Source organism: Mycobacteroides chelonae CCUG 47445 (assembly GCF_001632805.1).
In the GTDB taxonomy this organism is placed as follows: domain Bacteria; phylum Actinomycetota; class Actinomycetes; order Mycobacteriales; family Mycobacteriaceae; genus Mycobacterium; species Mycobacterium chelonae.
In genome coordinates, this window is the sequence record NZ_CP007220.1 from 1870615 (window position 1) to 1895774 (window position 25160).

The 25160-nt window shown below is 63.6% G+C and carries 26 protein-coding genes; 16 read left to right on the forward strand and 10 right to left on the reverse strand.

All coding sequences use genetic code 11. The features are described from left to right. Window positions 1-4 precede the first annotated feature (4 nt). Window positions 5-913, reverse strand: coding sequence for an alpha/beta hydrolase (locus tag BB28_RS09245; protein WP_046253295.1), 909 nt, complete (start codon window positions 911-913; stop codon window positions 5-7). 163 nt (window positions 914-1076) lie between these two features. Here BB28_RS09245 and BB28_RS09250 point away from each other — a divergent pair, with 163 nt between their 5' ends. Further along, window positions 1077-1937: a helix-turn-helix domain-containing protein gene (locus BB28_RS09250; RefSeq protein ID WP_046253296.1), complete on the forward strand. Its 861-nt coding sequence runs from the start codon at window positions 1077-1079 to the stop codon at window positions 1935-1937. 7 nt (window positions 1938-1944) lie between these two features. On the opposite strand, the gene BB28_RS09255 is transcribed toward BB28_RS09250, so the two are convergent. From BB28_RS09255 to BB28_RS09265, 3 genes are all read right to left on the reverse strand, one after another. Further along, a complete protein-coding gene (locus BB28_RS09255) occupies window positions 1945-2769 on the reverse strand; it encodes a glycoside hydrolase family 16 protein (RefSeq protein ID WP_046253297.1) in 825 nt (274 codons plus the stop codon). A 66-nt stretch (window positions 2770-2835) separates the two neighbouring features. Continuing rightward, entirely contained in the window at window positions 2836-3366 is a 531-nt protein-coding gene (locus tag BB28_RS09260; protein WP_046253298.1) for a cytochrome b, read from the reverse strand. After that, a complete protein-coding gene (locus BB28_RS09265; RefSeq protein WP_046253299.1) occupies window positions 3366-4400 on the reverse strand; it encodes a catalase family peroxidase in 1035 nt (344 codons plus the stop codon). The genes BB28_RS09260 and BB28_RS09265 overlap by 1 nt, the downstream gene beginning before the upstream one ends. 50 nt (window positions 4401-4450) lie before the next feature. Between BB28_RS09265 and BB28_RS09270 the strand changes: the two genes are divergently transcribed. Further along, the gene (locus tag BB28_RS09270) at window positions 4451-5119 is read left to right on the forward strand and encodes a M15 family metallopeptidase (RefSeq protein WP_109550595.1); all 669 of its coding nucleotides are present in this window, start codon (window positions 4451-4453) and stop codon (window positions 5117-5119) included. A 113-nt stretch (window positions 5120-5232) separates the two neighbouring features. Further along, window positions 5233-5934 (forward strand): hypothetical protein, encoded by a 702-nt coding sequence (locus BB28_RS09275; RefSeq protein ID WP_046253300.1) that lies wholly within the window; start codon window positions 5233-5235, stop codon window positions 5932-5934. A gap of 2 nt (window positions 5935-5936) precedes the next feature. On the opposite strand, the gene BB28_RS09280 is transcribed toward BB28_RS09275, so the two are convergent. Beyond that, window positions 5937-6884, reverse strand: coding sequence for a hypothetical protein (locus BB28_RS09280; RefSeq protein WP_225422015.1), 948 nt, complete (start codon window positions 6882-6884; stop codon window positions 5937-5939). 188 nt (window positions 6885-7072) lie between these two features. Between BB28_RS09280 and BB28_RS09285 the strand changes: the two genes are divergently transcribed. From BB28_RS09285 to BB28_RS09300, 4 genes are all read left to right on the forward strand, one after another. Then, entirely contained in the window at window positions 7073-8659 is a 1587-nt protein-coding gene (locus BB28_RS09285; protein WP_046253301.1) for an ABC-F family ATP-binding cassette domain-containing protein, read from the forward strand. A gap of 94 nt (window positions 8660-8753) precedes the next feature. Beyond that, a complete protein-coding gene (locus tag BB28_RS09290; RefSeq protein WP_046255690.1) occupies window positions 8754-9788 on the forward strand; it encodes a M4 family metallopeptidase in 1035 nt (344 codons plus the stop codon). A 10-nt stretch (window positions 9789-9798) separates the two neighbouring features. Further along, the gene (locus tag BB28_RS09295) at window positions 9799-10062 is read left to right on the forward strand and encodes a protealysin inhibitor emfourin (RefSeq protein ID WP_030095271.1); all 264 of its coding nucleotides are present in this window, start codon (window positions 9799-9801) and stop codon (window positions 10060-10062) included. Between the two features lie 80 nt (window positions 10063-10142). Beyond that, on the forward strand, window positions 10143-11174 hold the full coding sequence (locus BB28_RS09300) for a M4 family metallopeptidase (protein ID WP_046253302.1): 1032 nt from the start codon (window positions 10143-10145) through the stop codon (window positions 11172-11174). Here BB28_RS09300 and BB28_RS09305 read toward each other — a convergent pair. Beyond that, complete coding sequence (locus BB28_RS09305; protein ID WP_030095273.1) at window positions 11171-11470, reverse strand: hypothetical protein; 300 nt, start codon at window positions 11468-11470, stop codon at window positions 11171-11173. The two genes, BB28_RS09300 and BB28_RS09305, sit on opposite strands and share 4 nt — an antisense overlap. A 75-nt stretch (window positions 11471-11545) precedes the next feature. Here BB28_RS09305 and BB28_RS09310 point away from each other — a divergent pair, with 75 nt between their 5' ends. Further along, on the forward strand, window positions 11546-12685 hold the full coding sequence (locus BB28_RS09310; protein WP_046255691.1) for an acyl-CoA dehydrogenase family protein: 1140 nt from the start codon (window positions 11546-11548) through the stop codon (window positions 12683-12685). A 150-nt stretch (window positions 12686-12835) separates the two neighbouring features. On the opposite strand, the gene BB28_RS09315 is transcribed toward BB28_RS09310, so the two are convergent. After that, the gene (locus BB28_RS09315) at window positions 12836-15319 is read right to left on the reverse strand and encodes a glycogen/starch/alpha-glucan phosphorylase (protein ID WP_046253303.1); all 2484 of its coding nucleotides are present in this window, start codon (window positions 15317-15319) and stop codon (window positions 12836-12838) included. A 276-nt stretch (window positions 15320-15595) separates the two neighbouring features. On the opposite strand from BB28_RS09315, the gene BB28_RS09320 reads away from it, so the two are divergent. The 4 genes from BB28_RS09320 (at window position 15596) to BB28_RS09335 (ending at window position 19220) form a co-directional block, all read left to right on the forward strand. Beyond that, window positions 15596-16030, forward strand: coding sequence for a MarR family winged helix-turn-helix transcriptional regulator (locus BB28_RS09320; RefSeq protein WP_225422016.1), 435 nt, complete (start codon window positions 15596-15598; stop codon window positions 16028-16030). A 507-nt stretch (window positions 16031-16537) separates the two neighbouring features. Further along, window positions 16538-16921, forward strand: coding sequence for a hemophore-related protein (locus BB28_RS09325; RefSeq protein ID WP_046255693.1), 384 nt, complete (start codon window positions 16538-16540; stop codon window positions 16919-16921). Between the two features lie 327 nt (window positions 16922-17248). Continuing rightward, window positions 17249-18712: a GMC family oxidoreductase gene (locus BB28_RS09330; protein ID WP_046253304.1), complete on the forward strand. Its 1464-nt coding sequence runs from the start codon at window positions 17249-17251 to the stop codon at window positions 18710-18712. A gap of 148 nt (window positions 18713-18860) precedes the next feature. Continuing rightward, window positions 18861-19220, forward strand: coding sequence for a hypothetical protein (locus BB28_RS09335; RefSeq protein ID WP_126315389.1), 360 nt, complete (start codon window positions 18861-18863; stop codon window positions 19218-19220). On the opposite strand, the gene BB28_RS09340 is transcribed toward BB28_RS09335, so the two are convergent. Then, window positions 19221-20195, reverse strand: a complete 975-nt coding sequence (locus BB28_RS09340; RefSeq protein ID WP_046253306.1) for a quinone oxidoreductase family protein — start codon at window positions 20193-20195, stop codon at window positions 19221-19223. 92 nt (window positions 20196-20287) lie between these two features. Between BB28_RS09340 and BB28_RS09345 the strand changes: the two genes are divergently transcribed. Continuing rightward, a complete protein-coding gene (locus BB28_RS09345; RefSeq protein ID WP_046255694.1) occupies window positions 20288-20800 on the forward strand; it encodes a MarR family winged helix-turn-helix transcriptional regulator in 513 nt (170 codons plus the stop codon). On the opposite strand, the gene BB28_RS09350 is transcribed toward BB28_RS09345, so the two are convergent. Next, a complete protein-coding gene (locus BB28_RS09350) occupies window positions 20797-21237 on the reverse strand; it encodes a GbsR/MarR family transcriptional regulator (RefSeq protein ID WP_046253307.1) in 441 nt (146 codons plus the stop codon). The two genes, BB28_RS09345 and BB28_RS09350, sit on opposite strands and share 4 nt — an antisense overlap. A gap of 72 nt (window positions 21238-21309) precedes the next feature. Here BB28_RS09350 and BB28_RS09355 point away from each other — a divergent pair, with 72 nt between their 5' ends. Genes BB28_RS09355 through BB28_RS09365 form a run of 3 tightly spaced genes read left to right on the forward strand, consistent with a single transcriptional unit; the run spans window position 21310 to window position 23623 of the window. After that, complete coding sequence (locus tag BB28_RS09355; protein ID WP_081252238.1) at window positions 21310-22176, forward strand: ABC transporter ATP-binding protein; 867 nt, start codon at window positions 21310-21312, stop codon at window positions 22174-22176. Then, window positions 22173-22883, forward strand: coding sequence for a fluoroquinolone export ABC transporter permease subunit (locus BB28_RS09360; protein WP_046253310.1), 711 nt, complete (start codon window positions 22173-22175; stop codon window positions 22881-22883). Before BB28_RS09355 ends, BB28_RS09360 begins: the two co-directional genes overlap by 4 nt. Continuing rightward, complete coding sequence (locus BB28_RS09365) at window positions 22883-23623, forward strand: hypothetical protein (protein ID WP_046253311.1); 741 nt, start codon at window positions 22883-22885, stop codon at window positions 23621-23623. Before BB28_RS09360 ends, BB28_RS09365 begins: the two co-directional genes overlap by 1 nt. Here the strand turns inward: BB28_RS09365 and BB28_RS09370 are convergent. After that, complete coding sequence (locus tag BB28_RS09370) at window positions 23620-25098, reverse strand: carotenoid oxygenase family protein (protein ID WP_046253312.1); 1479 nt, start codon at window positions 25096-25098, stop codon at window positions 23620-23622. The genes BB28_RS09365 and BB28_RS09370 overlap by 4 nt on opposite strands. Window positions 25099-25160 lie beyond the last annotated feature (62 nt).

The window sequence follows — 25160 nt, forward strand, 5'->3', positions numbered from 1 at the left end:
ACCGTTACAGGTACTTGCCGAAGTAGGCGGCGAGCTTCTCGACCGCAGGATCGACGTACTGCAGGTTGTCGTACAGGTCGATGTGTGTGGCGCCGTCGAGCAAGAAGAGCTCCTTGGGCTCATCGGCCTGGGCGATGGCCTGCTCACTGAAGTAGAGCGTGTCTGCTTCTGTTCCGGCGATCATCAAGAGTGGACGCGGAGAAATGAGATCGACATGGTCATACGAGGAGTACGCCGCAATCTCGATAATGCTCGATGCCACATACCGGTTCGGAGAGTTCGGATGTTGTGCCCGGGGCGTGCGGTAGTAGTCCGACCCCTGCACAAACAGGGCCGGGGTGTCCTCGGTGATCTCGTCTGCCTCGGGAACAATTTGCGCGAGCGCAGGTTTGGCGCCGCGGGCTTGGGCGGTGCGGTCAACAGCGGCGAGTGCAAGTGCTTCTCGGAGCTGTTCCACGCTTTGCGCACCGCCGAGCCCGTCGCGGTACAGCGATCCAATATCGGCTCCACTGATCGTGGCGACCGCCTTGATCCGGACGTCGGTGGCGGCGGCGTTGGGAACGTACCCACCAGATGCGCAGATACCTAGCGCACCGATTCGCTCCGCATCGACGCGCGGCAGCGTCGTCATCAAGGACACCGCTGATCGCACATCCTCCACCCTGGCGAATGGATCCTCCAGAAAGCGCGGTTCGCCCTCGCTTTCGCCCTGATAACTCGCATCGAACGCCAGAGCTACGAAACCATTCTCGGCCAGCTTCTGTGCATACAGGCCAGCGGTTTGTTCCTTCACCCCGCCGAATGGGTGGCTCACCACGATAGCTGGCAGGTGTGTTTCCTCGGTGTTGTCGGGGTAATACAGATTCCCGGCCAGTTGCAGGCCGCGGCTGGGGAACCGGACGTTCTCGGGCATTGTTCGCATCCTCTCCTCGTACGGATCTGCTGCCGACTGATGGTCAGCCGTTACCAACTCATCTTGGTTGAGATTTCGTTGCCTAACCAGGTCCCGTCCCTAGGTACTTTTTACCTACCCGCAGTAAAGCGAAGGGCATGATTCGGGATGGCATGCTCTGCCCATGGCAGATATCTCCGACGCCGATATCGAATTAGGACCGTTTCTGCGGGCGCGCCGAGCCGAGCTGACTCGAGATCAGGTCGGCCTGCCCGCCGAGCCGGGGATACGGCGAGTCAGCGGCTTGCGCCGCGAGGAGGTCGCCCAGCTGGCGGGGATCAGCGCCGACTACTACGCGCGGCTCGAGCAGGGGCGGCTGGCCAACGTCTCCGAATACACGCTGGCCGCGGTCTGTGAAGCGTTGCGGCTCAACCCCGGCCAGGAAACGTATGTCCGCACGCTCGCCCGCAAGCCGGCGATCTCCAACTCCACCGGCGATATGAAGGTCGATGCTGCGACCCGCAACCTCCTGGCGCACATCGGTGATGTGCCCGTGCTGGTGCTGGGCCCCTATTTAGACGTTCTGGGTTGGAACACCATGGCATCCGCACTGTTCCTGGACTTCGCACAACTGCCACGGGAGCGTCGAAACCTTGTCTGGCTGGCGTTCTTGGAGGACCAAGTGCGCGCAATGTATCTCGATTGGGAGTCCGTAGGCCGAACGTGCGTGGCCTATTTGCGCATGGACTCCGCACGTTATCCCCACACCTCGCGTCTGACGGACTTGGTGGGGGAGCTCTCCGAACGCGATCGAGATTTTCGATCCTGGTGGACATCGCAGACGGTCGAGCACCACAGTACGTCCGGCCGAAAGCGATACCGGCATCCTGTGGCCGGTGAATTCACCCTCGATTCGCAGATTTACCAGCGCGTTGAGGCGCCCGAAACGATGTTGGCGTTTCTCGTGCCAACCCCGGATACCGAGTCACACCAGGCGCTTGGCATCCTGGCTCGCATCGCGGCAGAGCATGCAGGGGCGAGCTAGCGCGGATCTACCAGACCCGCACGTAGTCGACGAGCATCTCCGCCGGGTAGGAACCGCCCGACGGATCGCCGCCGCCCGAACCGGACACCGCCAGGTTCAGCATCGGCTGCAGCGTGTAGCCCGGGTCGTTAAACGGCCAATCATCAAGGGAATTGGCGTCCACCGTCAGGTACGGCTCCATGCCGTCGTGGTAGTCCATCCAGAAGTACAGCCCGGCATCGGTCCAGGTGCAGCGCCACGTGTGCCAGTTGTTGTCCACCGGCATCGGCAGCGTCTCGAACGAGGTGCCGTCCAGGCGCGCGTGAATCGTGGTGCCCGAGGGCCAGTCACGGTTGCCGTACCACTCCACAAGGTCGATCTCGCCGCCCCGCTCGGGGTTGTCGTTGAGCAGCCACCACGCCGGCCACGCACCGTCGGTCAGGCAGTTGAACTTGATGCGCGCCTCGAAGGTGTGACCGACGTTGCCGCGGAAAGTGCCGTGCAGCTTGCCGCTGAAATACTTGTTGCCTTCCTTGGTCGCGCGGATCACCAGATTGGATTTTCCGTCGAGGAAGATGTTGGTGCGGCTGTCGCGGTACTCACCCATGTTTTCGGGGCGGTCCCAGAACACCGGGTTCTTGATCTTCTCGCGGAACTTCGCGGCCACCCATTTGGAACCATCGGGGGCCGAACCGGCAGGGCCGTCGAACTCGTCGCGGAAGACAAAGCCACTGGATTGGGCATCGGGCGGCGCCGCCGGGCTACGTCCCGGGTCGGCCTGAGCCGTCGGGAGGGGCAGGGCGGCTGCGGCGATGCCGAAGCCCATGGTCAGTATCAACTTGCGGCGATCCATTTCGGGCACCCCGAAACGATAATGGTTGAAACCCGCCGATGAACGCAGCCCCGCCTATTTTGGCTGCTAGTGGCGCGGAAGCATCCTTGCGAGTAATCCGTCCCGCAACCCGATCGTGTGAAACAGCACTGCGCTGACATGGGCAACTATGCAGCCGAGCAACGCGTAAGCCACCCACGCATGTGCTTCGCGCAGCACGCCGTACCACCCGATGCTGGTGGGCACGATCGACGGAAAACGTAGTCCGGCGATCTCCACCGGGACTCCCGACGCCGATACCAGCGCCCATCCGATCACCGGTTGCGCCAGGAACAACGTGTACATCGCGAGCTCGGAACCCGCCGCGATGAACCGTTCCGGTTGCGCCAGAGACAGCGGCGGCGGCTTGTGCCAGATCCGGTTCCCGACGCGCAGCACCGCGAGCACCAACACCACCACACCCACGGCCTTATGCCAGGCCAGCACCATCGGATAGTCGCCCAGCGATCCGACGAGCAGCGCGCCGAGCACCAACATCGTGATGATCGAAACCGCCATCAGCCAATGCAGAAGTTGCGCGGCCAATCCGAAACGCTCGGCACCCGTGGATTCAGTCATCACATGTCCTGCCCGAACTGCTCTACCGGCGCGGGAGTCTCCCGCGCGCGGCGCCGGAACGACTCCGCATAGACGGCTGCACGCGCGGTAAGGATCGGATCGTCGGATATCTCAATGCCGTTGGGCAACACCGTCGGATCGAAGTTGGTATCCCGAATGCGTTCCTGCTCTTGGAGGATCGCGTGCCCCAACACCAGCGTCCCGACGTTGATCTGCTCACGATCAGGCGGCCACGGCAGTGTCGGATCGTGCGTCGGATCCACACCGGGCATACCGACCTGCAGCACCAACCGGTACCGCAGCTCACCGCGACGTACCCGGTTGGCCAGCGCCTCGAACATCCAATTGGGCCCGTTCTTCACCGGGGCGCCGGACTCGTCTCCGTCGGGAATCACCCGCCACCGCACCGGAGTCCGGGCACCGTCCTTGGTGACGAAGATGAAGGTGTTGAGGCCGGAATAGCTGGCCTGCGCGAACGAGGACGCCTTGGGCGCCGCCTCGATCAGCTTCTGCGCGGCCGCCGCGGGCGGGTTGTCCCGCATGAACGCTGCCACCTTCTCCTTGTCGCCCGAGGTTCGCGCCGCAAGCAACCCATAGAACATCTCGGGGGTCGGCGCCATGAATACCGGCGCGGCCGCCATCGCGGTGCGCCACTGCTCACCGCCGGGAAGCGAAAACTCCAGGGCCAGCGCCTGTCCAGACCCGGTGTCCGGCTGGTGCGGGTTCTGCCCGCCCACCGAGAACCGCCCGACGACGGGATGCACACCCTTGACGAACACCGACGCCGACGAGACCTCGGCGCCCGCGCCGTTGCTTTCGAAACGGCCCGACACCGCAAGAGCTTTGGCGTGATTACGCCGATACCCGACGAACGTGCCGCCGGTCGACTCGAACAGGTCGATAAAGGAGCGCCCGGTCAGTCGCAGCCCGCCGCGACCCTCCAGAGCCAGGAAGCCACCCAGTCCCGTCACGGTGACGGCGCCGGCGGCAACCAGACCTAAGAACATGCGCCGGTCCAGCTTGGGTGCGACCACGAAACGAGCCTAATACGCGAATCTGAGAGCGCACCGAGGACAATGAAACGATGATGAAGCGTCTCATCCTCGGTCTCGGATACGCAGCCCTCGGTCTCGGGTGTGCTCTCGGCCAGGTCGCGCCCGCCAGCGCCGACCCCGATATCCCACCCGTGAGTGACGCCGCGCGCGCCGCCGGACTGCTGGACGTGCGCAGCGTCGTCCCCGACGCGATCATCGATCTGCGCTACGCCACCACCAACAACTTCACCGGTGTGCAGCTGTACCCGGCCAACGCCCGCTGCCTGGTGCACGAGTCGATGGCCGCCGGCCTCAAGACCGCCGCCGACACCCTGCGCACCAACGGCGAGCGGCTGGTCTTCTGGGACTGTTACCGCCCGCATGAGGTGCAGGTCCGCATGTTCCAGGTGGTGCCCAACCCGAACTGGGTCGCCAAGCCCGGCCAATACGCCCGCAGCCACGAGGCCGGACGCTCGGTGGACGTCACCCTGGCCAACGTGCGCGGTCTGGTCGACATGGGTACCGGATTCGACGATTTCTCACCGCGGTCCCTGGCCTACGCCACCGAGGGGGTGAGCGCCGATCAGCAGGCCAACCGCGCCCGCCTGCGCGGCGCCATGCAGGCGGGCGGCCTGCAGGTGTACTCGGGGGAGTGGTGGCACTTCGACGGGCCCGGAGCCGGTGAGGGACGCCCCTTCCTCAACGCTCCCGTCAACTGACCACACGGTTGTTCCACTACTCGGGAGAAATTGAGTAGTCCAGTACCCGGTGCGATACCGCTCTACCGGAGTAATTTCCCTTTCGGATCGAACGATCCCGCTGGGAGGTTGTCATGCCTGCATCGCCGATTCCTCTCGCGGTGTTCGTGGGTTCCCTTCTGGTTGCCTGCGGCGGCGCCGGTGAGACGGTCACCCGCACCGTGACGCAGACCGTCACCGATCAGACGACGATCACCCACGACGGCGGCGGTTCGCACGAAAGTACCGGCGGCGGTGGGTCGTCCACCTCCGGCAAGGCGCCCAAGGACGACGGGCTCGCGTGGGTGCCCTACGGCCCCAAGGACCCTGCCTTCCCGACACCGGGCTGGGACGTCTACGTCTACTTCCTCAAACACGACTGCGACAGCCTCAAGAACGTCCAGAAACCCGAAGGAAACCTCTACGACGCCGCGGTGGGGGTATGCCGGGCCGCGGTGAACGGCGAAGAGAGCCAATGGGATGTCGCGACCAAGGCCTTCGCGGCGCGCGGTGCGGGTATCGAGATCGGACCGGCCCAATGTGTCGACGACACCATCGCGGCCATGGTCAGCAAGCTCCTTGCCTGGCATGAGGCGAACCCGGGCCGCCAGCCCGAGCTGACCTACCCGCAGACCGACGGACGGACCGCATGCTCGAAGGACAACAACAGCTTCGTGCCCCCGGACGAGACCGATTCCTCCACAACCAGTTCCACGACATCGAGCATCACCTCATCGAGCACGACCTCAGCCACGACCACCTTGAGTACGACAACCACCACCACACCGGCGCGGTGAGGTCAGTGTGAGAACTGCCAGTGCACCGAATCGTCCTCGTCCAGCACAATGATGCTGCCGTTCTGGACGGTCCACCCCTCGGTCATCAGGAACAACCGCCCCCCGGACTCGGCCAGCAGTCGTAATCCCGTGGTGCGGTACAGCGTTTTGGGCCCGGTGGTGATCTCCTCGGTACGCACCACGGGCGAATCGATACCCAGTGGGCTCTCGCTGACCGCCGTCGCCCGGGGGAGCGACGACACCGACGCTTCGTAGCGCTGCGCATACCCCCGCCCGACGATGTCGGCGTATCCCTGCACGGCCCAGAACATTGCTGCCGCAATCACAATGCCGACGAGCACGGCTTCCAGCACATCCGGGGGACGGGCAATGGCATTGCGTGGTCGCGCGCTTTCCTGCCCCCGGCGGCTCAAATGTCTGCCGTACACCGCCAGTGCCGTGCCGATCGCGATCATGAGCGGCCACACCACCGTCCCGGGTTCCCAGGAGCGCGTGAATGCGGGCAGCACCACGCCCAGGATGGCGATGCCCAGCCCACCGAGCATGGTGACCCGGCAGATCACCCGGATCGCGTCGGTCATGCCGTCGCGCTCAATCTTCTCGGTCACTGCGCGATGCGCTGCCAGCCAGACGATTCCGATGACCGCAGAGGCCAGGATCGGCAGATACAGGGTGCTGATGCTGCGCAGCACATAGTCCTGGGTGGTGAAGCGGAACAGGCTCACCTCGATGCCCATCCACCGGGACTGCGCATCGCTGCGCGCCCAACCGAAATACAGCAGCAGCGCGGTGATCATCGTCAACGGTGTTCCCACCGTGGTGATCACGGCGATGACGGGGCGAAGGATCGACACCGTATCCGGCGGGTCCGCGGCGGCCGGGGCACCAACTTTTCCCGGCGCATCGTCAGGTTGACGCGCTGGCTCCTCCGACGCTGCATCGGCCGGCATGGCAGCATGCTACGCGCGAGGGCCCTGACCTGGGAGGAAAATTCCCTTGCCGCCCAAGCCCGCTGCGCCTACCCTGGCTTGCGTCCTCGTCCCCGACGAAAGGTACGACATGGATCTGTGAGGTCTGGCATTGCGCCGACGCGCCCCCGCGCGATTTCGGCGACCCCACCTCACAGGAAGTCCACTCCATGTCTGCTGTCATTTCCTCGAACGCGCTTACCTATACACATCCCGACGGTTCCGTCGTTCTCGACGGACTCGACATGCTGGTTCCGGCGGGCCGTTCCGGGCTGGTCGGAGTCAACGGTTCCGGCAAGTCCACGCTGCTCAGGCTCATCACCGGAGAGCTGTCGCCGACCTCGGGAATGGTGCACACCTCGGGCCATATCGGTTACCTGCCACAGGATCTCACCATCCGCGCCGACCAATCGGTACCCGAGCTGCTCGGTCTGACACCGGTGCTGGCGGCCATCGCGGCCATCGAGAACGGCTCCACCGACCAGGCCGACTTCGACACCGTCGGCGACGACTGGGACCTGGCCGAGCGAGTGCGCGCCGAACTGGACCGTCTCGGATTACCCGCTGCGGTGCTGGACCGCACGCTCGGAGACTTGTCCGGAGGCGAGGTGATCCGGCTCGGTTTGGCCCGGCTGCTGTTGCGGCGCCCCGATGTGCTGCTGCTCGACGAGCCGACCAACAACCTCGACGGCGAATCCCGTCGGCACCTGTACGAGCTGGTGTCGTCCTGGCAGCGCACGCTGCTGGTGGTCAGCCACGACCGTGAACTGCTGGAGCATGTGGAGCGCATCGGCGATCTGCGTGAGGGCGCTGTCACCTGGTACGGCGGCGGCTACAGCGACTACGCGGCCGCGATCACGGCCGAACAGGAGGCCGCCGCCCAGGCGATCTCAACGGCCAAGGCCGACGTGCGCCGCGAGCGCCGCGACCTGGCGGAGGCCGAACGGGTGATCGCACAGCGGCGTCGCTACGGCGCCAAGATGCAGGCCAACAAGCGCGAACCCAAGATCGTGATGGGGCTGCGCAAGCGGGCCGCGCAGGAATCGGCGGCAGCGCTCAAACAAACCCAGACCGACCGGCTGGATAAGGCCCGCGAGAACCTGGATGAGGCACAGACCCGGCTGCGGGCCGACCGCGCCATCCGCATCGACCTGCCGGGCACCGAGGTGCCCGCCGGCCGCGTGGTCGTCGCCACCGAGAACCTGGTGCTGCGCCACGGGGTGGCGGCACATCTGGATCTACGTGGTCCGCAGCGGGTGGGATTGGTGGGGCCCAACGGTTCGGGAAAGACCACGCTGCTGCACACCATCGCGGGAACCATCCCGGCGGCCGAAGGCACTGTAACGGTGCATGTTCCGCTGGGTCTGCTTCCGCAGCGTCTTGACCTACTGGATGATGCGCTCAGCGTCGCCGACAACGTGGCCCGCCGTGCCCCGCATGCCGACATGAATGCCATCCGCGCGCGGCTGGCGCGATTTCTGTTCCGCGGCAATGCCGCCGACAGGCTGGTCGGTGCACTGTCCGGTGGCGAACGGTTCCGGGCGACGCTGGCCGCGGTGCTGCTGGCAGACCCCGCGCCGCAGCTGCTGCTCCTCGACGAACCCACCAACAACCTGGACTTCGCCTCCTACGACGCGCTGGTGTCGGGGCTGGGGGAGTACCGGGGTGCCGTCGTCGTGGCCAGCCACGACCTCGGATTCCTTGAGGACATCGGGGCAGCGCAAACGGACTGGAGGACGGAACCGGAAATCGGGTAGTGCGGTACGCACGTCCGCAGGGTTACTTCATACGCACGCTGAGCTTGTCATGTTCCAGAACCGCGCACCCGCGGCCATGTCAAGGAGACTCACGATGTGTTTCATTATCCCCCAAGATGTCCTGCTGCGATTGGCCGACGATGACAGCGTCGCCGACGATTCGCGCACGGCCCTGGCCGCCACGGCCGCATCCGAAACAGCCTGGCGTACATTGCGCGACGCGCACACCGAGGCCACCCAGGCCGGACTGCTGGCCCGCGCCGATGCGTTCGTCGCGGTAGCCAAGGCGCTGGCCACCGCCCCCGGCACCCCAGTGTTCGACTGCAAGCACACCACCTCGCTGCCCGGTGTCACGATCGCGAATCCGGGCACCTCCACCGATACCTCCGCCAAGCACGCGTTCACCGAAACCGCAGCGGTCGCAAAGTTTTACAAGGACTGCTTCGGGCGTAACTCCGTGGACGACGAAGGCATGACGTTGGTGTCCTCCGTGCACTACAGCGTGAACTACTCCAACGCGTTCTGGAACGGCTCGCAGATGACCTACGGCGACGGGGACGGCGAGATCTTCGTCGACTTCACCGGATCCAACGACGTGATCGGCCACGAGCTGACGCACGGCGTCACCCAGTACACGGCGGGCCTGCTCTACAAGAACGAGGCCGGTGGCCTCAACGAGAGCATGTCGGATGTGTTCGGATCGATGTTCCGGCAGTGGAGTGCCGGACAAACGGCCGATCAAGCCGACTGGCTGATCGGTAAGGACATCATGGGGCCGCGGGCCATCGCCAAGGGCTACACCTGCCTGCGCGATATGTCCGATCCGGGTGCCCGGCACTGCCTGGCACCGCAGCCGTCGCACTACCGCGACTACGTGCCCGGCAGCGACCCGCATGAGAGCAGCGGCATCCCCAACTACGCCTTCTATCTCGCGGCGACCAAGCACGGCGGATACTCCTGGCAGGACGTGGGCACCGTTTGGTATGAGGCTCTGACCAGCCCGAAGGCCCGCCCCAACATGAAGATGAAGGCCTTCGCGAACCTGACGCGCGAGATCTCCGCGGCCAACGCGGCCGCCGAATCGGTGCATAAGGCGATTGACGACGCGTGGACCGCGGTCGGGCTGTAGCGTCGCCGTCATGGTGGAGTACCTCATCGACAGACGGGGCGGATTCACCGGGCTTCCGGCCAGCGGTACGTGTACTGACCAGAGCTTGGACCCCGAGGCGCGACGTGCACTGGATGGACTGTTGGACAGCCCCGGGTCGCTTCCGGGCGACCCGGGTGCCGACCGCTTCACCTACACGGTGACCCGGGTCAGCGGGTCTGATCGGACCACACGGGCCATCCCGGAAAGCCTGCTTCCCGACGCCGTCCGGCAGGTCGTCAAAGAGCGCATCTGACGGACGGCTGGCGCGGCGGACCTGACAGTTCACCGCGCGCGCCGAGCGGGCATCCGCATTGCCGGGTAGGCTGATTCGCAATGTGCAACCGTTTCATCATCCCCCCGGCCGTACTGACGCGACTGGCTGAGGATGGTGACATCGCCGAAGACTCACGGGTCGCGCTGCTGGACACCGCGGCATCCGAATTGTCTTGGCGTACCTTGCGTAATGCGCACACGCGAGCCACCCGGACAGCAAGCGGCAATACCGTCAGCGCCGCCATCACGGCACTGGCCAAGGTCCCCGAAACGCCGGTGTTCGATTGCCGGCAGACCACCTCGCTGCCGGGTGTCGCAGTGGCCGATCCGGCCACCTCTAAGGACCCCACCGTCCAGCGGGCGTTCACCGAAACGGCTGACGTCGTGCGGTTCTACCGGGAGTGCTTCGGGCGCAACTCCGTTGACAACGCCGGCATGACGCTGATCTCGTCCGTCCACTACGGCGTCAAGTACGCCAACGCGTTCTGGAACGGTTCGCAGATGGCCTACGGCGACGGTGACGGCCAGTTGTTTCTGGACTTCACCAAGGCCAACGATGTGATCGGTCATGAACTGACACACGGGGTTACGCAATTCACCGCGGGTCTGAACTACGAGAACGAGGCCGGGGCACTGAACGAGAGTGTCTCGGATGTCTTCGGTTCGATGTTCCGGCAATGGCAGGCAGGGCAGACCGCAGACAAGGCCGACTGGCTGATCGGCAAGGACATCCTGGGCCCGCGCGCGCTCGCCAAGGGATACACCTGCCTACGTGATCTGGCCGATCCCGCTGCCGAGCACTGTCTTTCGCCGCAACCCGCCCACTATCGCGACTATGTACCCGGCAGCGATCCGCATGACGGCAGCGGCATCCCCAACCACGCCTTCTACCTTGCGGCCACCACGCACGGCGCCAAATCCTGGGAGGCAGTGGGGACGGTCTGGTACGAGGCGCTGACCAGCCCGAAGGCGCGCAAGAACATGACATTCAAGGCTTTCGCCAAACTCACCCGGCAGATCGCGGCCGCCCGGCCCGGTGCCGACTCACCCGCCAGCGCAGTCGACGACGCCTGGACCGAAGTCGGGTTCTAGTCGCCCACATCCCAGTAGTTGGGGCAGGACACGTCGACATAGACCGTGGTATTCGCCTTCACCTGCGTGCCCGAACGGTCGGGGTTGTTGATCCCGTTGACGGTGCAGTACACCAGCGGGGTCAAGGTGTTGCCGTTCACCCAGTTGATCTGGACCTCGTACCCCTGACTTTCCAGCGCCGAGATGGTTTCGCTGGCCGAGCCGGATCCGGCCACCGGCCAGTTGGGGTCCGCGGCCGCTATCGGCGCAAGTGACAGCGCCATCACCGCCGACACCACCACTGCTGCGAACCGCATGACGAACCTCCTCCACCATGTTAGCTCGCTCGGCTGAGGCAAGATGGGACCTCACATCCCATGAAGGAGAGACCGATGACGTTCTCGTCCGAGCACGACGATTTCCGCAGTACCGTCCGCCGGTACATCGAGGAGAAGATCAACCCCCACGTCGACGAGTGGGAACGCGAGCAGATGATGCCGCTGCACGACGTGATCGCCGATATGGCCAAACTGGGGCTGGTCGGCCTCGAGTACGACCCCGAATACGGCGGACAGGGCGCCGATCACCTCTTCACGCTGGTGCTGGCCGAGGAACTGGGCCGGGTGGACCATGGCTCCTTCCCGATGGCTTTCGGAGTCCACATCGCGATGGCGACTCCCTCACTGCACAAGCACGGCACCGACGCACTCAAGCGCGAATTCCTGGCTCCGGCGCTGCAGGGCGAGCAGATCGCCGCGATCGCGGTGACCGAGCCCGACGCCGGATCCGATGTGGCCGGCATCAAGACCCACGCCCGCCGCGACGGCGACGACTGGGTGATCAACGGCTCAAAGATGTTCATCACCAACTCGGTTCAGGCCGACTGGCTGTGTGTGCTGGCCCGCACCTCCGATGAGGGCGGATACGCGGGGATGAGCCAGATCATCGTCCCGACCAAGACGCCCGGATACCAGGTGCGCAAGCTCGACAAGCTGGGCATGCACGCCTCCGACACCGGTCTGATCACCTTCGACGACGTGCGGGTGCCGGTGTCCAACACCATCGGCGAAATCGGCCGCGGGTTCCAGCAGCAGATGTCGCAGTTCGTCATGGAACGCATGTTCGGCGCCTACGGCATACCCGCCAGCGTGAACAGGGCGTTGCAGCGCACCAAGGAATACGCGTTGGCGCGCCATGTATTTGGCAAGCCACTGACCAAGAATCAGCATCTGGCCTATCAGTACGCGGGGCTGGCCGCGCGGGCCGACATGCTGGAGGTCTACAACCGCGATATCGCCGAGCGGTACATGGCGGGGGAGAACGTGACCCGCAAGGTCACCATCGCGAAGCTCACCGCCGGGCCGTTGGTTCGCGAGGCCGGTGACTGGTGTCTGCAGGTGCACGGCGGCATGGGATACATGACCGAGACGTGGACCTCGCGGTTCTTCCGCGATCAGCGTCTGCTCAGCATCGGCGGCGGCGCCGACGAGGTGATGATGCGGGTGCTGTCTCAGATCGACGGATTCTCCTGAGGCTGGGGCCGAACGGGGGATCGGTCGGAGAAAGCCCCTTCGATGTGCCCACGTCTATGCGACAAACCGGTGTCGCCGCGAAAGTTGTCGCATAGACGCGGGCACTAGGCACATGTCCTGGGAATCCCCGGGCGCCCAACCCGGCAGCGCCTACACCTGCACGGTGACCGGCTGCACACCCCAGATCTGCTCGCAGTATTCGGCGATGGCTCGGTCCGAGGAGAACTTGCCACCGCGTGCGGTGTTGAGGATCGACATCCGCGTCCACGCCGTCACGTCGTGCCAGGCCTCGGACACCCGCTGCTGGCATTCGATGTACGAGGAATAGTCGGCCAGCACCAGGAACGGGTCATGGCTACGCAGCGAGTCCACGATCGGCGCGAACACCGACGGATCTCCACCCGAGAAGTGGCCGCTGGCAATCAGATCCAGCACGGCGCGGAGCTCATCGTTCAGCTCGACGAAGTCCTCGGGCCGGTACCCCTCGTGCACCAGGCGCTGCACCTCGTCCACGGTCAGCCCGAAGAGGAAGAAGTTCTCGGCTCCGGCTTCTTCGCGCATCTCGACGTTGGCGCCGTCGAGCGTGCCGATGGTCAGCGCCCCATTGAGCATGAACTTCATGTTCCCGGTGCCCGAGGCTTCCTTGCCCGCCGTTGAAATCTGCTCCGAGAGATCGGCCGCCGGATAGATCAGGTGCGCGCTCTTGACGCTGAAGTTCGGCAGGAACGCCACCTTGAGGTACTGGCTGACGTGCGGGTCGTTGTTGACGGTCTCGGCCACCGCGTTGATGAGCTTGATGATTCGCTTGGCCATGAAGTACCCCGGTGCGGCCTTGCCGCCGAAGATGAAGGCGCGCGGCGCGATCCGCAGATCCGGGTTCTGCTTGAGCCGTTGGTACAGCGTCACGATGTGCAGCACGTTGAGGTGCTGACGCTTGTACTCGTGGATTCGCTTGACCTGGATGTCGAACATCCAGTTGGGATCCAGATCCACCCCGGTGGTCGCCAGCACGTACTCGGCGAGCCGGGCCTTGTTGAGGCGCTTGACCTCTCGCCACTGCATCCGGAACGACGAGTCCTCGGCGTACGGTTCCAGCTCGCGCAGCCGGTCGAGATCCGCGATCCAGCCCTCACCGATGGCGTCGTCGAGCAGCTCACGCAGCCCCGGGTTGGCCAGCGCCAGGAACCGGCGCGGCGTCACCCCGTTGGTCTTGTTACTGAACCGCTGCGGCCACAGCTCGTAGAAGTCCTTGAGCACGCTCTCCTTGAGCAGTTCTGAATGCAGTGCGGCCACACCGTTGATGGCGTGACTGCCGACGGTGGCGAGGTGCGCCATCCGCACACTCTTGCCGCCCTCCTCGCCGATGAGCGACATGCGGCGCACCCGGGCGTCATCACCGGGGAAGCGGGAGCGGACCTCGTCCAGGAACCGGCGGTTGATCTCGTAGATGATCTCCAGGTGCCGGGGCAGTGATTCGGCGAACAGTCCCAGCGGCCACGTCTCCAGCGCCTCGGGCAGCAGGGTGTGGTTGGTGTACCCGAAGGCCGCCACCGTGATCTCCCAGGCCTCGTCCCAGCCCAGGCCGCGCTCGTCGACCAGCAGCCGCATCAACTCCGCCACACCGATAGACGGGTGAGTGTCGTTGAGCTGCAGGGCGAACTGCTCGGCGAGCTCGTTGACCGGACGCTCGGCCACATCCTCCAGGATGTGCAGCACGCGCTGCAGCGAGCAGGAAACGAAGAAGTGCTGCTGCAGCAGCCGCAACCGCTTACCGGCCTCGGGTTCGTCATTGGGGTAGAGCACCTTGGTGACGGTTTCGGAGGACACCTCGTCCTCGACGGCCTTGTAGTAGTCTCCGGCGTTGAAGGCGTCCAACTCGAAGGACTGCACCGCGCGGGCGCTCCACAGCGTCAGCGTGTTGCAGGTGTTCACGCCGTAGCCCTGGATGGGGGTGTCGTACGGGATGCCCTTGAGGAAGCGCTGCGGGACCCAGCGTGCCCGGAAGTTCCCGTCCTCATCCAGGTACTGCTCGGTGTGGCCACCCCATCCGACGATGAAGTTGAGGTCGGGTTTGGCGATTTCCCAAGGATTTCCGTTGTCGAGCCAGTTGTCGGTCTTCTCGACCTGCCACCCGTCGCGGATCTCCTGATCGAAAATCCCGTATTCGTACCGGATGCCGTAGCCGATCGCGGGGCGATCCAGGGTGGCCAGCGAGTCCATGTAGCAGGCCGCCAGCCGGCCCAGGCCGCCGTTGCCCAGACCCGGCTCTTCCTCGCACTCGAGCACCTCGTCAAGGTCCTGGCCCAACGCCGAGAGAGCATCGCGCGCCTGCTGCTCGATCTGCAGGTTGAGCAGGTTGTTGCCCAGCTGCGGCCCCATCAGGAACTCCGCCGACAGATACACCGCCACCTTGCGGCTCAGATCCAGATAGGTCTGCATGCTGGCAATCCAGCGCTGCTGCATGCGATCTCGGACCGCGAGCGCCAACGCGCGGTAGTAGTGCGCGGGGGTGAGCACGCTTGCCGGGCGCCCGATCGAATACCGCAGATGATCGATGATGGCTCTCTGCAGAGTGTCGGCATTCAAGCCGGTGCGGGAGTGCTCGTCATGGTCAAGCTCGGCAGAGTGCGTCATGTCAACACCGTGCCATCGAATGGCGCACGGGAAACCGGTAACAGGCGTCGTTCTCGTGAACGCGAGATTGCCGGTGATCAGTCATTCGCAGGTCCGCCGTCGCAGGGCAGCAAACTTTTGAACACGGGAATCGAAAATGCTCCCGAGTGTGGAGCCTGGCACCAATGCCGGGTGGGGGTGCAGATGTGCTGGCAATGCTTGTCTCGGCTAGGATACCTGTGTCATGGGTGGCGCAAACATTCTGAGTTCGTGATGCTGACTCCGAACGCACGAAGCGTGTTCAACGAGCTGATCCGGCTCGAGACCGAGCTATGGAATGCGGTTGACGCTCGCTTGCGCTCCGAGCTTGACCTGCCGCTGTCGTGGTATGAGCCGATGAACATTATGGCCGCACGTGAATGCTGCCGTGTTCAGGACATAGCCGGTGATCTGTCCATCACGGTGGGCGGGGCCAGCAAGCTGGTGGACAGGATTGAGGCGGTGGGGTTCTGCCGACGGCGGCCCAACCCCGCGGACAAACGGTCGATGATTGTAGAACTGACGCCAATCGGCAGGGGTCTGTTGCTGCGTGCGCATGCAGTACTCGATGCAGAGCTCGATCGCAGGATGGGCGAGGTTCTTACGGGGAAAGTCCTCGAGGAATTCGCTTCGACGTTGGTGAGGCTTCGGGCGGTCAGCCTCACGGCCGATACCCCGTGCGACGTCAGTTGACGTCGCCGCGCTGACCTGGCGGAGGGGAGTCAGCGCAACTGCATTCCATGGATTATAGTTATTCGTGAGCGTATGGGCGGGCCGGAAATGCCCATGATGAACGGCGTTGTTCACAATGATTCGCTTGTTCATTTTCTATTAACAATAGGGGCGCGGTGAACAGCCTTTTCCGAACGCGCGTGACTGTGGCCGTGGCTTCGATGGCGGCTATCTTTGCTGTGATGTTCGGCGAATTCACAGCTGCCGAGCGCGATGTCACGGACTTATCTGCGCCTGCATGTCCAGCGGGCTTGATCTACGACAATTCGATGGCTCTGTGCGTGCCCCGCGGTATGTCGTTTGATTCGAGTTTCATTCCACCCGCGCAATGTGGCAGTAATGGGCCATCGGTATGTCGGGGACCGGTCCCGCGGCCGCCGACGCCTGGGGGCGTACCGGTGGAGCGACCCGGTGGCCGCTACCGGTCGGGAAATCGATACTAATTTGAGTACAAGGAGCCGAGTGGTCATGCTGTTGCCTTCCGCTGTCGATGCCCGTCGAGTGGGTCGCGCTTTTCTTGTCGGTACGGCTGCGGCCGCAGTGATGGCACTAACGGGTTTCGTACCCGTCTCGGCGGCTGATCCTGACCCGGAACCCGTGATCAACTGTGATGCAGCCGGTTATCAGCGGGTGGCAGCGGGTGTTGCGCTGGCAACGGCCGATTACATGGACGAGAACCCTGATGTCCGGGATGCGTATACCCGTATGAAATCGGACAATGTCAGACCCAGTGAAGAGGTCGAGGCCTATCTTGCCGGGCATCCAGACGTGGCCGCCTCGATGTCGCGGCTACGCCAGCCATTGAAAGATCTCATGATTCGTTGCGGATGGGGCGTGCCTGCGTCACAGTGAGGCGCGTAATGCCTTCTCGGATTGGCACGAGGGTATCCGACATCTATAGTTTTACTTTCTAACGGCGCCGCGAATTCACGCTTTTTCATATTTTTCGCGCCCTGTCGCGATTACTGCTCTGGAAGTTCCTCATGATCGCGGTGATGTTTAGTGGCCTCTCTCACAAGTATGGGCCTCGCCAGTGGATGTATTCCATGGAATTATGCTGATGTTGATGTCAGCTGAATCTGGCGGAGTTCACTATTCAACGCCGAGGGCCGACGCTGCCCCGGTAATACCGAACGTGGCCGATTGTGAACAGTGCGATCAATAGAGTTGGGAGCGTGTATGCGTAGCGTAATTGTGGTGGGCGGCGGTTCGGCGGGGGTGGTGTTGGCCAGTCGGCTGTCGATGGATCCCGCTCGCTCGGTCACCCTGATCGAGGCGGGACCCGCCTATGGAAGTGCCGACTTTCCCTCGTCGGTGCGGGACGCCACGCGTTTGGGTGCATTCACCGGAGCTGACTGGGGATACCTGTCTACCAAGGGCAAGCTCGATCACGAGGTGCACCTATACCGCGGGAAGATTCTCGGTGGCAGCTCCTCGGTAAATGGCTCCGTATTCATTCCGCCGACGCGGGAGGATATCCAGCGATGGCGCAAGGCCGGTGCGGACGCGTTCACGGTGGCTGATTTCGAGGAAGCACTGTCACGGTCCAAGGTGCCGGTTCATACCCTGGGGCTCGATGAGATAAGCGATATGCAGAGGCTTTTCCTGGAGTCGGCCGCCGCTGTCGGTCTACCGAAGAGCCCTGGCTTCGGTACAGCGCACCCCGGTGGCTACGGGCCGTATCCCGTGAACAACATCGGAGGTGTCCGCTACAACGTGGCGCTCGCATATCTCACGGATGCCGTATGGGCCCGGCCCAACCTCGACATTCGTGGTGACACAACGGTCGATCGGGTTCTGTTCGACAGCGAGCAGCCAAGCCGCGCAGTCGGTGTTCTGCTGGCGAATCGACAGAGGGTGTTTGCCGATGAGGTCATTCTCTCGGCGGGGGCTTACGGATCGCCCGCAATTCTCTTGCGATCCGGCATCGGGCCGGCTCCGGACTTGGCGCGGCTGGGTATCGGTGTCGTCAGGGACCTACCGGTGGGTCGGGGACTTCAAGACCATCCCTTCTATTACGTAGCGTTCGGTGCGGACCCCGCGAAGATCGGGAGACAAGAGCCCGTTATCGGGGGAAAGGTTTGGACCGCCAGTTCTCTAGCCGAACCAGGAGAACTGGACTTGCACATCACGGCCACCCATCTCATCGATCAGAAGGCCAGCCGGACGGGGTCGGCGTTTGTACTTGCCGTCTCGGTGACGAGACCGGACTCTCGCGGTTCAGTCACCTTGGCATCGAGGGATCCGGATGCGGCACCAGTGATCGACCTGAACTTCCTCGGGGAGCAGCGGGACACCGTGCGTCTCATCGAGGGAATCAGGTTGGCGCAGAAGATCGCTGCCGCTGAACCATTGGCCAGCATCATTACTGGCAATATCTCCCCGGGATCGGACGCGACTGACAGTGAACTTATCCGCGATGCCCTGAGTTTCCTGGATACCTATCATCATCCTGTTGCCACCGCATCGATCGGGCCCGTGGGGTCGGAGTTCGGGGTAGTCGACACCTTTGGTGCCGTGCATGGTCTCGAAGGCCTTCGAGTTGTGGACGCATCGATCATTCCTGATGCGCCGTCCCCGGCGACCAACCCGACCGTGATTGGGATAGCAGAAGTAATCGCACGCAAGGTTTTCGATGCGTGAAACATTGTTCGCGCATATGCGTTGGACAACATCGATCCTGTTGGCTGTGATCACCTTTTCGACAGTAGGTTGTTCGGACGATCGCCCCGGGCCCAAGAAAAATTCAGAGGCCGCGAGTACTCGAACTTCCGGTGCTGTGGTGGTCGATATGGATGATGATCCAATTCAGGACGACCCCGGTGTCCGCATCCCATTTGGTTGGTCGAAAAAGGTGGCTGTGCCCGCAGATGCGGTGCTCGACATCAAAGGCACGCCTGGCTGGGATAAGACTGCGTTGCGCTGCGAGGTCACCGACGCACAGGGCCAGAAGTTGAAACTCTCGTCGCCCCCGGACGATATTCCACCCGAGAGCGCGGCCCACGGCGGCACATGGATTCCGTTATGGACGATTGCCGCAGCGTCCGGGGCGGTGTTGAGCGTGACCTGCCGGGATCCAGACCGGAAGATTCCCAACACGGAAACAAGTTTCGTGCGCGTCGTTCCCCGAGGTGTGGTGCTGGGGCGTTGATTACGGAGTAACCACCACTCGCACCCCGGACGGCTCCTTTGCCGCCCAGACGGTCGCGATATCGGCCAGCGGCCGGGCCAGCGTCTGTAGCTGCAGGTCACCACCGTCGACCATGGCGAAAAGCTTCGGCAACGCCTCGGCGCGTGCCTGCAGTAGAGCTTCGGGTGGCACGCTGCCGATCCCTACGCCGGACAACGTGATGCCGGTGCTGCGCAAGGTGGAAGCATTCACGCTGATCGTCTCCCCGGTCATCGCGCCGATCTGCACGAAGCGGGTGGCGTGGAAATGTGCTGACGGGTGGCTGGCCGCCAGCGCGTTCAGGGTCTGCTCGGCGGGGGAGCCCCACAGATAATCCAGTACCGCATCGAATGGGCGTTCCGTGTGCCGCGCGGTGATGCCCTCGGCGAGGTCATCGCTGCCTAGCGTGATGACGTCATCGGCTCCCACCGTGCGCAGCCAGTCCAACCGCTCGGCGTTACGGCCCGCGACCGTCACGTGCCCGGCGCCGAACACCGATTTCGCGAGCTGCACCGCCAGCGAGCCGGTCACCCCGGTGGCTCCGAGCACCAGCACGTGCTGACCGGGCTGGACGGCGGCACCATGGGACAGGGCCAACCAGGCCGATATTCCCGGGTTGGGGATCGCGGCGGCTATCACTGAATCGACGTGTTCGGGCACCTCGACGGCACCCGCCGGGTACACGACGGTGCGTTCGGCCATCATCCCGTACGGCGCGAGTGATCCGCTGTACACCCGCTTGCCATTGGCCAGCCGCACGACACCGTCGACTCCGGCGATCGCGGGAAGGCTGATCTCCTTGCTGCTGTAGTGCTTTCCGGAGATGACGGCCCGGGTCAGGTTGGTCAGGGCCGATGCCTCGACGGTGACGACCTCGGCGCCGTCGGTGGGCTGCGGGTCCGGGAAGTCGGTGTATGCGGGCTGCTGCCCCCATTCATGTACGACTGCTGCCTTCATGGCGCACTCCTCAAAGTTTCTGGAGAAATGGTTTCCATCGAAACCATACGAACAATGTACGACGCGTGCCGCCGGATGGCAATATGGTTTCCATGAAAACCAAGTCGGCGCTGATCGCCAGCATCAACGCGCTGGTCGGTGCGGTGGGGGACAAGTTCGAACCGGACGAGGACTCCGATGCTGAGCGCGATTTCATGGCGCAGCGGTGCCCACCCCGGATGGAACACCTCATCAGAACGCTGCCGACACTATCGCTACATCTGCTGGCGGCGATCGCCGAGGGGCCGGTCAGCGTGGTGGGTCTGGCGGCGCGCTCGGGCCAGCTCAAGGGCACGGTGTCCAAGCATGTGCAGCGGCTGGTGGACGCCGGCTGGGTCGAACGTGTGCCGATTCCCGGTAACCGCAAGGAGATTGAGCTCATCGTCACCGCAGACGGAGGCGCCGTCGTCGACGTGCACAACACCCTGCACGAGGAGATGGAGCATGGCGTGCGTGACTTCTTACAGCGTTACAGCAATGCCGACCTGCAGGTTGTCGAGAAGGTGCTGCGGGACCTACTGACCTCCGGCAGGGACGGTGTGCGGATCGTGGCGGCGGAGCGTTAGGGCTGCTGCTCGCGCCATCGGTCCAGCAGCGAAGGGATTTCGCCGAGCAGGAAGGCGTAGAAATCACGCATCTGCGTGAGGCGTGTCCGAGCCAGGCTGCCCATATCCGTCTGGGCAATCCCGGCTGTGGCGGCCTCTTGCATGGCGGATAGGACGGCGTTCTGATTCGTGAACAAAACCGCCCAGGCGTTGTCGCGGAGCCGATAGTGATCGCGACGGCTCGTCGGCATCGGAACCCGCTCGGCAAGGCCCACCGACGTAAGCATGCGTACCGACGTCGAGATCGCGCCCGAGCTGGCCTGCAACTGCTCGGACAGCTCACTGGAGGTCATGGTCGGTTCCTCGCTGAAGAGGAGCGCTGTGAGGACCCGCGCGGTCATGCGTTGCATGCCGTGGGTCGTCAGCATGAGCGCCAGCTGCTCGGCGGAGTCATCCACACCGCGAGGGTACTAGACGTATTGAAGATTTTGAATCTTCAGAAATTACTGAAATTTAGGTATCGTGAGGGCGTGACCGAAGTGATCCGAGTGCGCGAACTCACCTTCACCTATCCCAAGTCGTCCGAACCTGCCATCCGCGGAATGGATTTCGATGTCGCCGCGGGGGAGATCTTCGGATTCCTGGGACCCAGCGGTGCCGGCAAGTCCACTACTCAGAAGCTGTTGATCGGTCTGCTGCGTGGGCACGGCGGAAAGGCGGCGGTATGGGGGCAGGAGCCGCGGGGGTGGGGTAAGAACTACTACCAGCGCATCGGCGTGTCGTTCGAGCTGCCCAACCACTACCAGAAGCTCACTGCACTGGAGAACCTACAATTCTTCGCCTCGTTATACGCGGGACCAACTCTCGACCCCATGGAGCTGTTGGACTCGGTGGGCCTGGCCGACGACGCGCACACCAGGGCGGGCGCCTTCTCGAAGGGCATGCAGATGCGGCTGACGTTTGTGCGTGCGCTCATCAACGATCCCGAGCTGCTGTTCCTGGACGAGCCGACCTCTGGGCTTGACCCGGTGAATGCCCGCAAGGTCAAGAACATAGTCCTCGATCTAAAAGCACGCGGCCGCACCATCTTTCTCACCACGCACGACATGGCGACCGCCGACGAGTTGTGCGACCGGGTGGCTTTTGTCGTGGACGGACGGATTGTTGCGTTGAATTCTCCCGCTGAGCTCAAACTTGAGCACGGTCGGCGTTCTGTGCGTGTCGAGTATCGCGGCGCTGCAGGGGAACTCGCCGGACAGGACTTCCCGCTGGACGGGCTGGCCGATGACGAGGCCTTCCACGCGGTGCTGCGTGGTCATCATGTGGAAACAGTCCACAGTGCGGAAGCCAGCCTCGACGACGTCTTCGTGGCCGTTACCGGACGGCGGCTGGCATGAACCGATTCGTCCAGGCGTTGCGTCTGGAACTGACCTTGCAGGTGCGGCAGAAGTTCCTGCATGCCGCCGTCTTCTCCGGGTTTATCTGGCTAGCAGTGCTCCTGCCCATGTCGCAGGCTCTTCGGCCGATCGCCGAGCCCTACATCTTGGTCGGTGACATCTCGATCATCGGCTTCTTCTTCATCGCGGGCACCGTGTTCTTCGAGAAACAAGAAAACACTCTGGGAGCAGTCATTTGCACCCCACTACGATTTCGCGAGTACCTGGCCGCCAAACTTGCCGTGCTGCTGGCAATCTCGGTGGTGGTAGGGGTGGGAGTTTCGACTATCGCCCACGGCTTTCACTACCGGGCAGTGCCGCTGATCGTCGGAGTGGTGCTGGGCGCGCTCATCATGCTGCTCAGTGGATTCGTCAGCTCGCTGCCGTTCGCGTCGATTAGCGACTGGTTCCTCTCTGCGACTATCCCGTTAGCCATCTTGTCGTTGCCAATCCTGGGCTTTTCAGGCATCTGGGCCACTCCGCTGCTGTATGTGATTCCTACCTACGGTTCCCTACTGTTGTTCGGCGCAGCCTTCGGGCAGGTGACGCTGACCGGATGGCTGGCACTGTATGCCGTCGCTTATCCGGTGATCTGTATCGCGGGTCTGTACTTCGCGTGCAAGGCTGCTTTCGGGAAGTACATCGTGGCGAAATCCGGAGGAATGTGATGATCCCCGGTCAGGTGTGGGCCGCATTCGGCCGCAACGATATTCGCGGCACTTATCGCGATCCGCTACTGATCATGGTGGTGCTGGCACCGGTCGTCTGGACCACCGGGGTGGCGGTGCTGACCCCACGAGCCACTGAAATGCTGGCCACCACACGGGGATTTGACCTGGTGCCGTACTACCCGCTGGTGTTGACGGCCTTCTTGCTGCTCACCAGCATCATCATCCCCGGGGCGCTGGCGGCGTTTCTGGTGCTCGACGACGTCGACGCCGGGACATTGACCGCATTGCGGGTGACTCCGGTGCCGTTATCGGGGTACTTCCTCTACCGGGCCACCACCGTCATCGTGATCACCACGGTCTATGTGATCGCGACGTTGTCTCTGAGCGGGATCTTGGAGCCGGGAGTGTTGCCTGCGCTGATACCGATCGGGATTCTTTCCGGGTTGTCGGGGGTGGTGACACTCTTGCTGGTGATTGCCTTTGCCAACAACAAGATTCAAGGCCTGGCTGCAGTTAGGGCGCTGGGTATGCTGATCGCCGGGCTGCCCTGCCTGCCGTGGTTCATCGACTCGAACTGGGGTTATGCGTTCGGCGTCTTGCCGCCCTTCTGGGCAGCCAAGGCGTTTTGGGTGGTCAGTGACCACGGCACCTGGTGGCCTTACGTGGCAACCGGCGTGATCTACAACCTGCTGGTCGCATGGCTGCTCTTGCGGAGGTTCCTGGCGAAGACCGGCTAGGCCGGTATCCAGTTGCCGTGGAACTGGAAGGGTATGCGCGCCGGAAGGTGAACGGTCGCAACCTTTTCCATTGACTGCGCGTCAACGATCAGCATGTTGCTGAGTTGAGTGCTGCGATCATACTCATATCCGATCAGCACCCCGTCGCCCTCCTCGGCATCCGCGGAACGTGGCACGGGAGAGAACTCGCCGGGTATGTGTCCGGCCTCCAGCTTGTGTTCGGTGGTGCTGCCGCCAACGAGGTCGTAGCGGATCAGGGAGGCGCGCGCGCCATCGAGGCTTTCCAGGGTGTCGATATCGGTGTCGCCGACGCTCGTAGTGAAGCCGTATCGATGCGGCAGGCTGACCCGGCGGGGGTCGACCATGGGGAACTCCTGGAGGCGTTCGTCCGTCCATGATTCCTTAACCATTCCGGTCTCCAGGTCGACTTCCCACCGGTGCAGCCGTGGGCGCCCCGTCCCCAGCACGTCGGCGATGCTGTACTCCGAATCATCGTCGGGTCCGGTGATCCGGCACGCGTCGATGACGATGGTGCCGTCCTCCTCATGCGCGTTAAGGGTGTGGAACACATAGCAGGGTTCGATCTCGAACCAGCGCACCGTCGCGGGCCCCTGACGGGGAATAACCCCAATGCGGCTGGGATGCCCGGCTTTCCAGCGCAGGGGCACCTCGGCGGTCTTAGGTAAGGGCGCCCGGGCCACCAGCGGACCGAGCAACGCGGGCGGCTCGAACCGGCCCAGTAGCCCGGCGGCCATGCGGCTGACGAATGGTGGTGCGACCTTGCGCGTCAGCAGGTTGAGGTCGATCACCAGCGGGCAGTCGAAGATCATCACGTAGTTCTCGCTCAGTGCGATGTCGTGCAGTAGTGGCCTGCCCGGCACGTCCAGGGGCACGCTCTTGCGCACCGTGCCATCCGGGCCGATCACCACATAACGCGCCACCGGCGGCCCGACGAGTTGATAGGTGACGGCATGCAATTCGCCGGTCATTGGATCCAGCTTGGGATGTCCGGTGTAGCCGCCTTCTAGTGTTCCGCCGAAGTCGCAGGTGCCGACAGTGTCCAGCTCCTCGGTCAACTCGTAGGGTGCGATACCCGCTTCTGTGCTGACGATCGTTTTGCCGGCGAATCCGAATACGTTCGTGTTCGGCGCCACCGCGGTCACGCCGGCACGATAGTTGGGCGTCTTCGCCTTCTCGCCGAGCAGGCCGGCCACTCGCGGCGTGCGCACCCACCGGCTGCGGTACCACTCGGCACGGCCGTCGTGTAGCCGCACGCCGTGCACCATGCCGTCGCCGGTGAGCCCGAATATTGAGTAGTTGTTCGGGTCATATTGCCCGGGAAGCGGATTGGGGCCAGTACGCACATATCGCCCGCTGAGGAACTTCGGGATCTCGCCGGTTACCTTCAGGCTGGTGGCGGTGACTTCGCGGTCGACGGGCAGCACATACTCGTCGGACAGCAGATCTACTTCCATGATGACACCCAATTCTCTACATCGTTGTAGCTAGAACGTACAGTCAAGCTCGACGGTAGGCC

Excerpts from the sequence above, each read along its gene's own strand:
- BB28_RS09250 (WP_046253296.1), top strand. The coding sequence starts at position 1,077 with ATGGCAGATATCTCCGACGCCGATATCGAATTAGGACCGTTTCTGCGG.
- BB28_RS09245 (WP_046253295.1), bottom strand. The coding sequence starts at position 913 with ATGCCCGAGAACGTCCGGTTCCCCAGCCGCGGCCTGCAACTGGCCGGG.
- BB28_RS09285 (WP_046253301.1), top strand. The coding sequence starts at position 7,073 with ATGTCTGCTGTCATTTCCTCGAACGCGCTTACCTATACACATCCCGAC.
- BB28_RS09310 (WP_046255691.1), top strand. The coding sequence starts at position 11,546 with ATGACGTTCTCGTCCGAGCACGACGATTTCCGCAGTACCGTCCGCCGG.
- BB28_RS09325 (WP_046255693.1), top strand. The coding sequence starts at position 16,538 with ATGCTGTTGCCTTCCGCTGTCGATGCCCGTCGAGTGGGTCGCGCTTTT.
- BB28_RS09315 (WP_046253303.1), bottom strand. The coding sequence starts at position 15,319 with ATGACGCACTCTGCCGAGCTTGACCATGACGAGCACTCCCGCACCGGC.
- BB28_RS09305 (WP_030095273.1), bottom strand. The coding sequence starts at position 11,470 with ATGCGGTTCGCAGCAGTGGTGGTGTCGGCGGTGATGGCGCTGTCACTT.
- BB28_RS09260 (WP_046253298.1), bottom strand. The coding sequence starts at position 3,366 with ATGACTGAATCCACGGGTGCCGAGCGTTTCGGATTGGCCGCGCAACTT.
- BB28_RS09340 (WP_046253306.1), bottom strand. The coding sequence starts at position 20,195 with ATGAAGGCAGCAGTCGTACATGAATGGGGGCAGCAGCCCGCATACACC.
- BB28_RS09370 (WP_046253312.1), bottom strand. The coding sequence starts at position 25,098 with ATGGAAGTAGATCTGCTGTCCGACGAGTATGTGCTGCCCGTCGACCGC.
- BB28_RS09365 (WP_046253311.1), top strand. The coding sequence starts at position 22,883 with ATGATCCCCGGTCAGGTGTGGGCCGCATTCGGCCGCAACGATATTCGC.
- BB28_RS09330 (WP_046253304.1), top strand. The coding sequence starts at position 17,249 with ATGCGTAGCGTAATTGTGGTGGGCGGCGGTTCGGCGGGGGTGGTGTTG.
- BB28_RS09255 (WP_046253297.1), bottom strand. The coding sequence starts at position 2,769 with ATGGATCGCCGCAAGTTGATACTGACCATGGGCTTCGGCATCGCCGCA.
- BB28_RS09335 (WP_126315389.1), top strand. The coding sequence starts at position 18,861 with ATGGATGATGATCCAATTCAGGACGACCCCGGTGTCCGCATCCCATTT.
- BB28_RS09295 (WP_030095271.1), top strand. The coding sequence starts at position 9,799 with ATGGTGGAGTACCTCATCGACAGACGGGGCGGATTCACCGGGCTTCCG.
- BB28_RS09280 (WP_225422015.1), bottom strand. The coding sequence starts at position 6,884 with ATGCCGGCCGATGCAGCGTCGGAGGAGCCAGCGCGTCAACCTGACGAT.
- BB28_RS09345 (WP_046255694.1), top strand. The coding sequence starts at position 20,288 with ATGAAAACCAAGTCGGCGCTGATCGCCAGCATCAACGCGCTGGTCGGT.
- BB28_RS09270 (WP_109550595.1), top strand. The coding sequence starts at position 4,451 with ATGATGAAGCGTCTCATCCTCGGTCTCGGATACGCAGCCCTCGGTCTC.
- BB28_RS09290 (WP_046255690.1), top strand. The coding sequence starts at position 8,754 with ATGTGTTTCATTATCCCCCAAGATGTCCTGCTGCGATTGGCCGACGAT.
- BB28_RS09275 (WP_046253300.1), top strand. The coding sequence starts at position 5,233 with ATGCCTGCATCGCCGATTCCTCTCGCGGTGTTCGTGGGTTCCCTTCTG.
- BB28_RS09300 (WP_046253302.1), top strand. The coding sequence starts at position 10,143 with ATGTGCAACCGTTTCATCATCCCCCCGGCCGTACTGACGCGACTGGCT.
- BB28_RS09360 (WP_046253310.1), top strand. The coding sequence starts at position 22,173 with ATGAACCGATTCGTCCAGGCGTTGCGTCTGGAACTGACCTTGCAGGTG.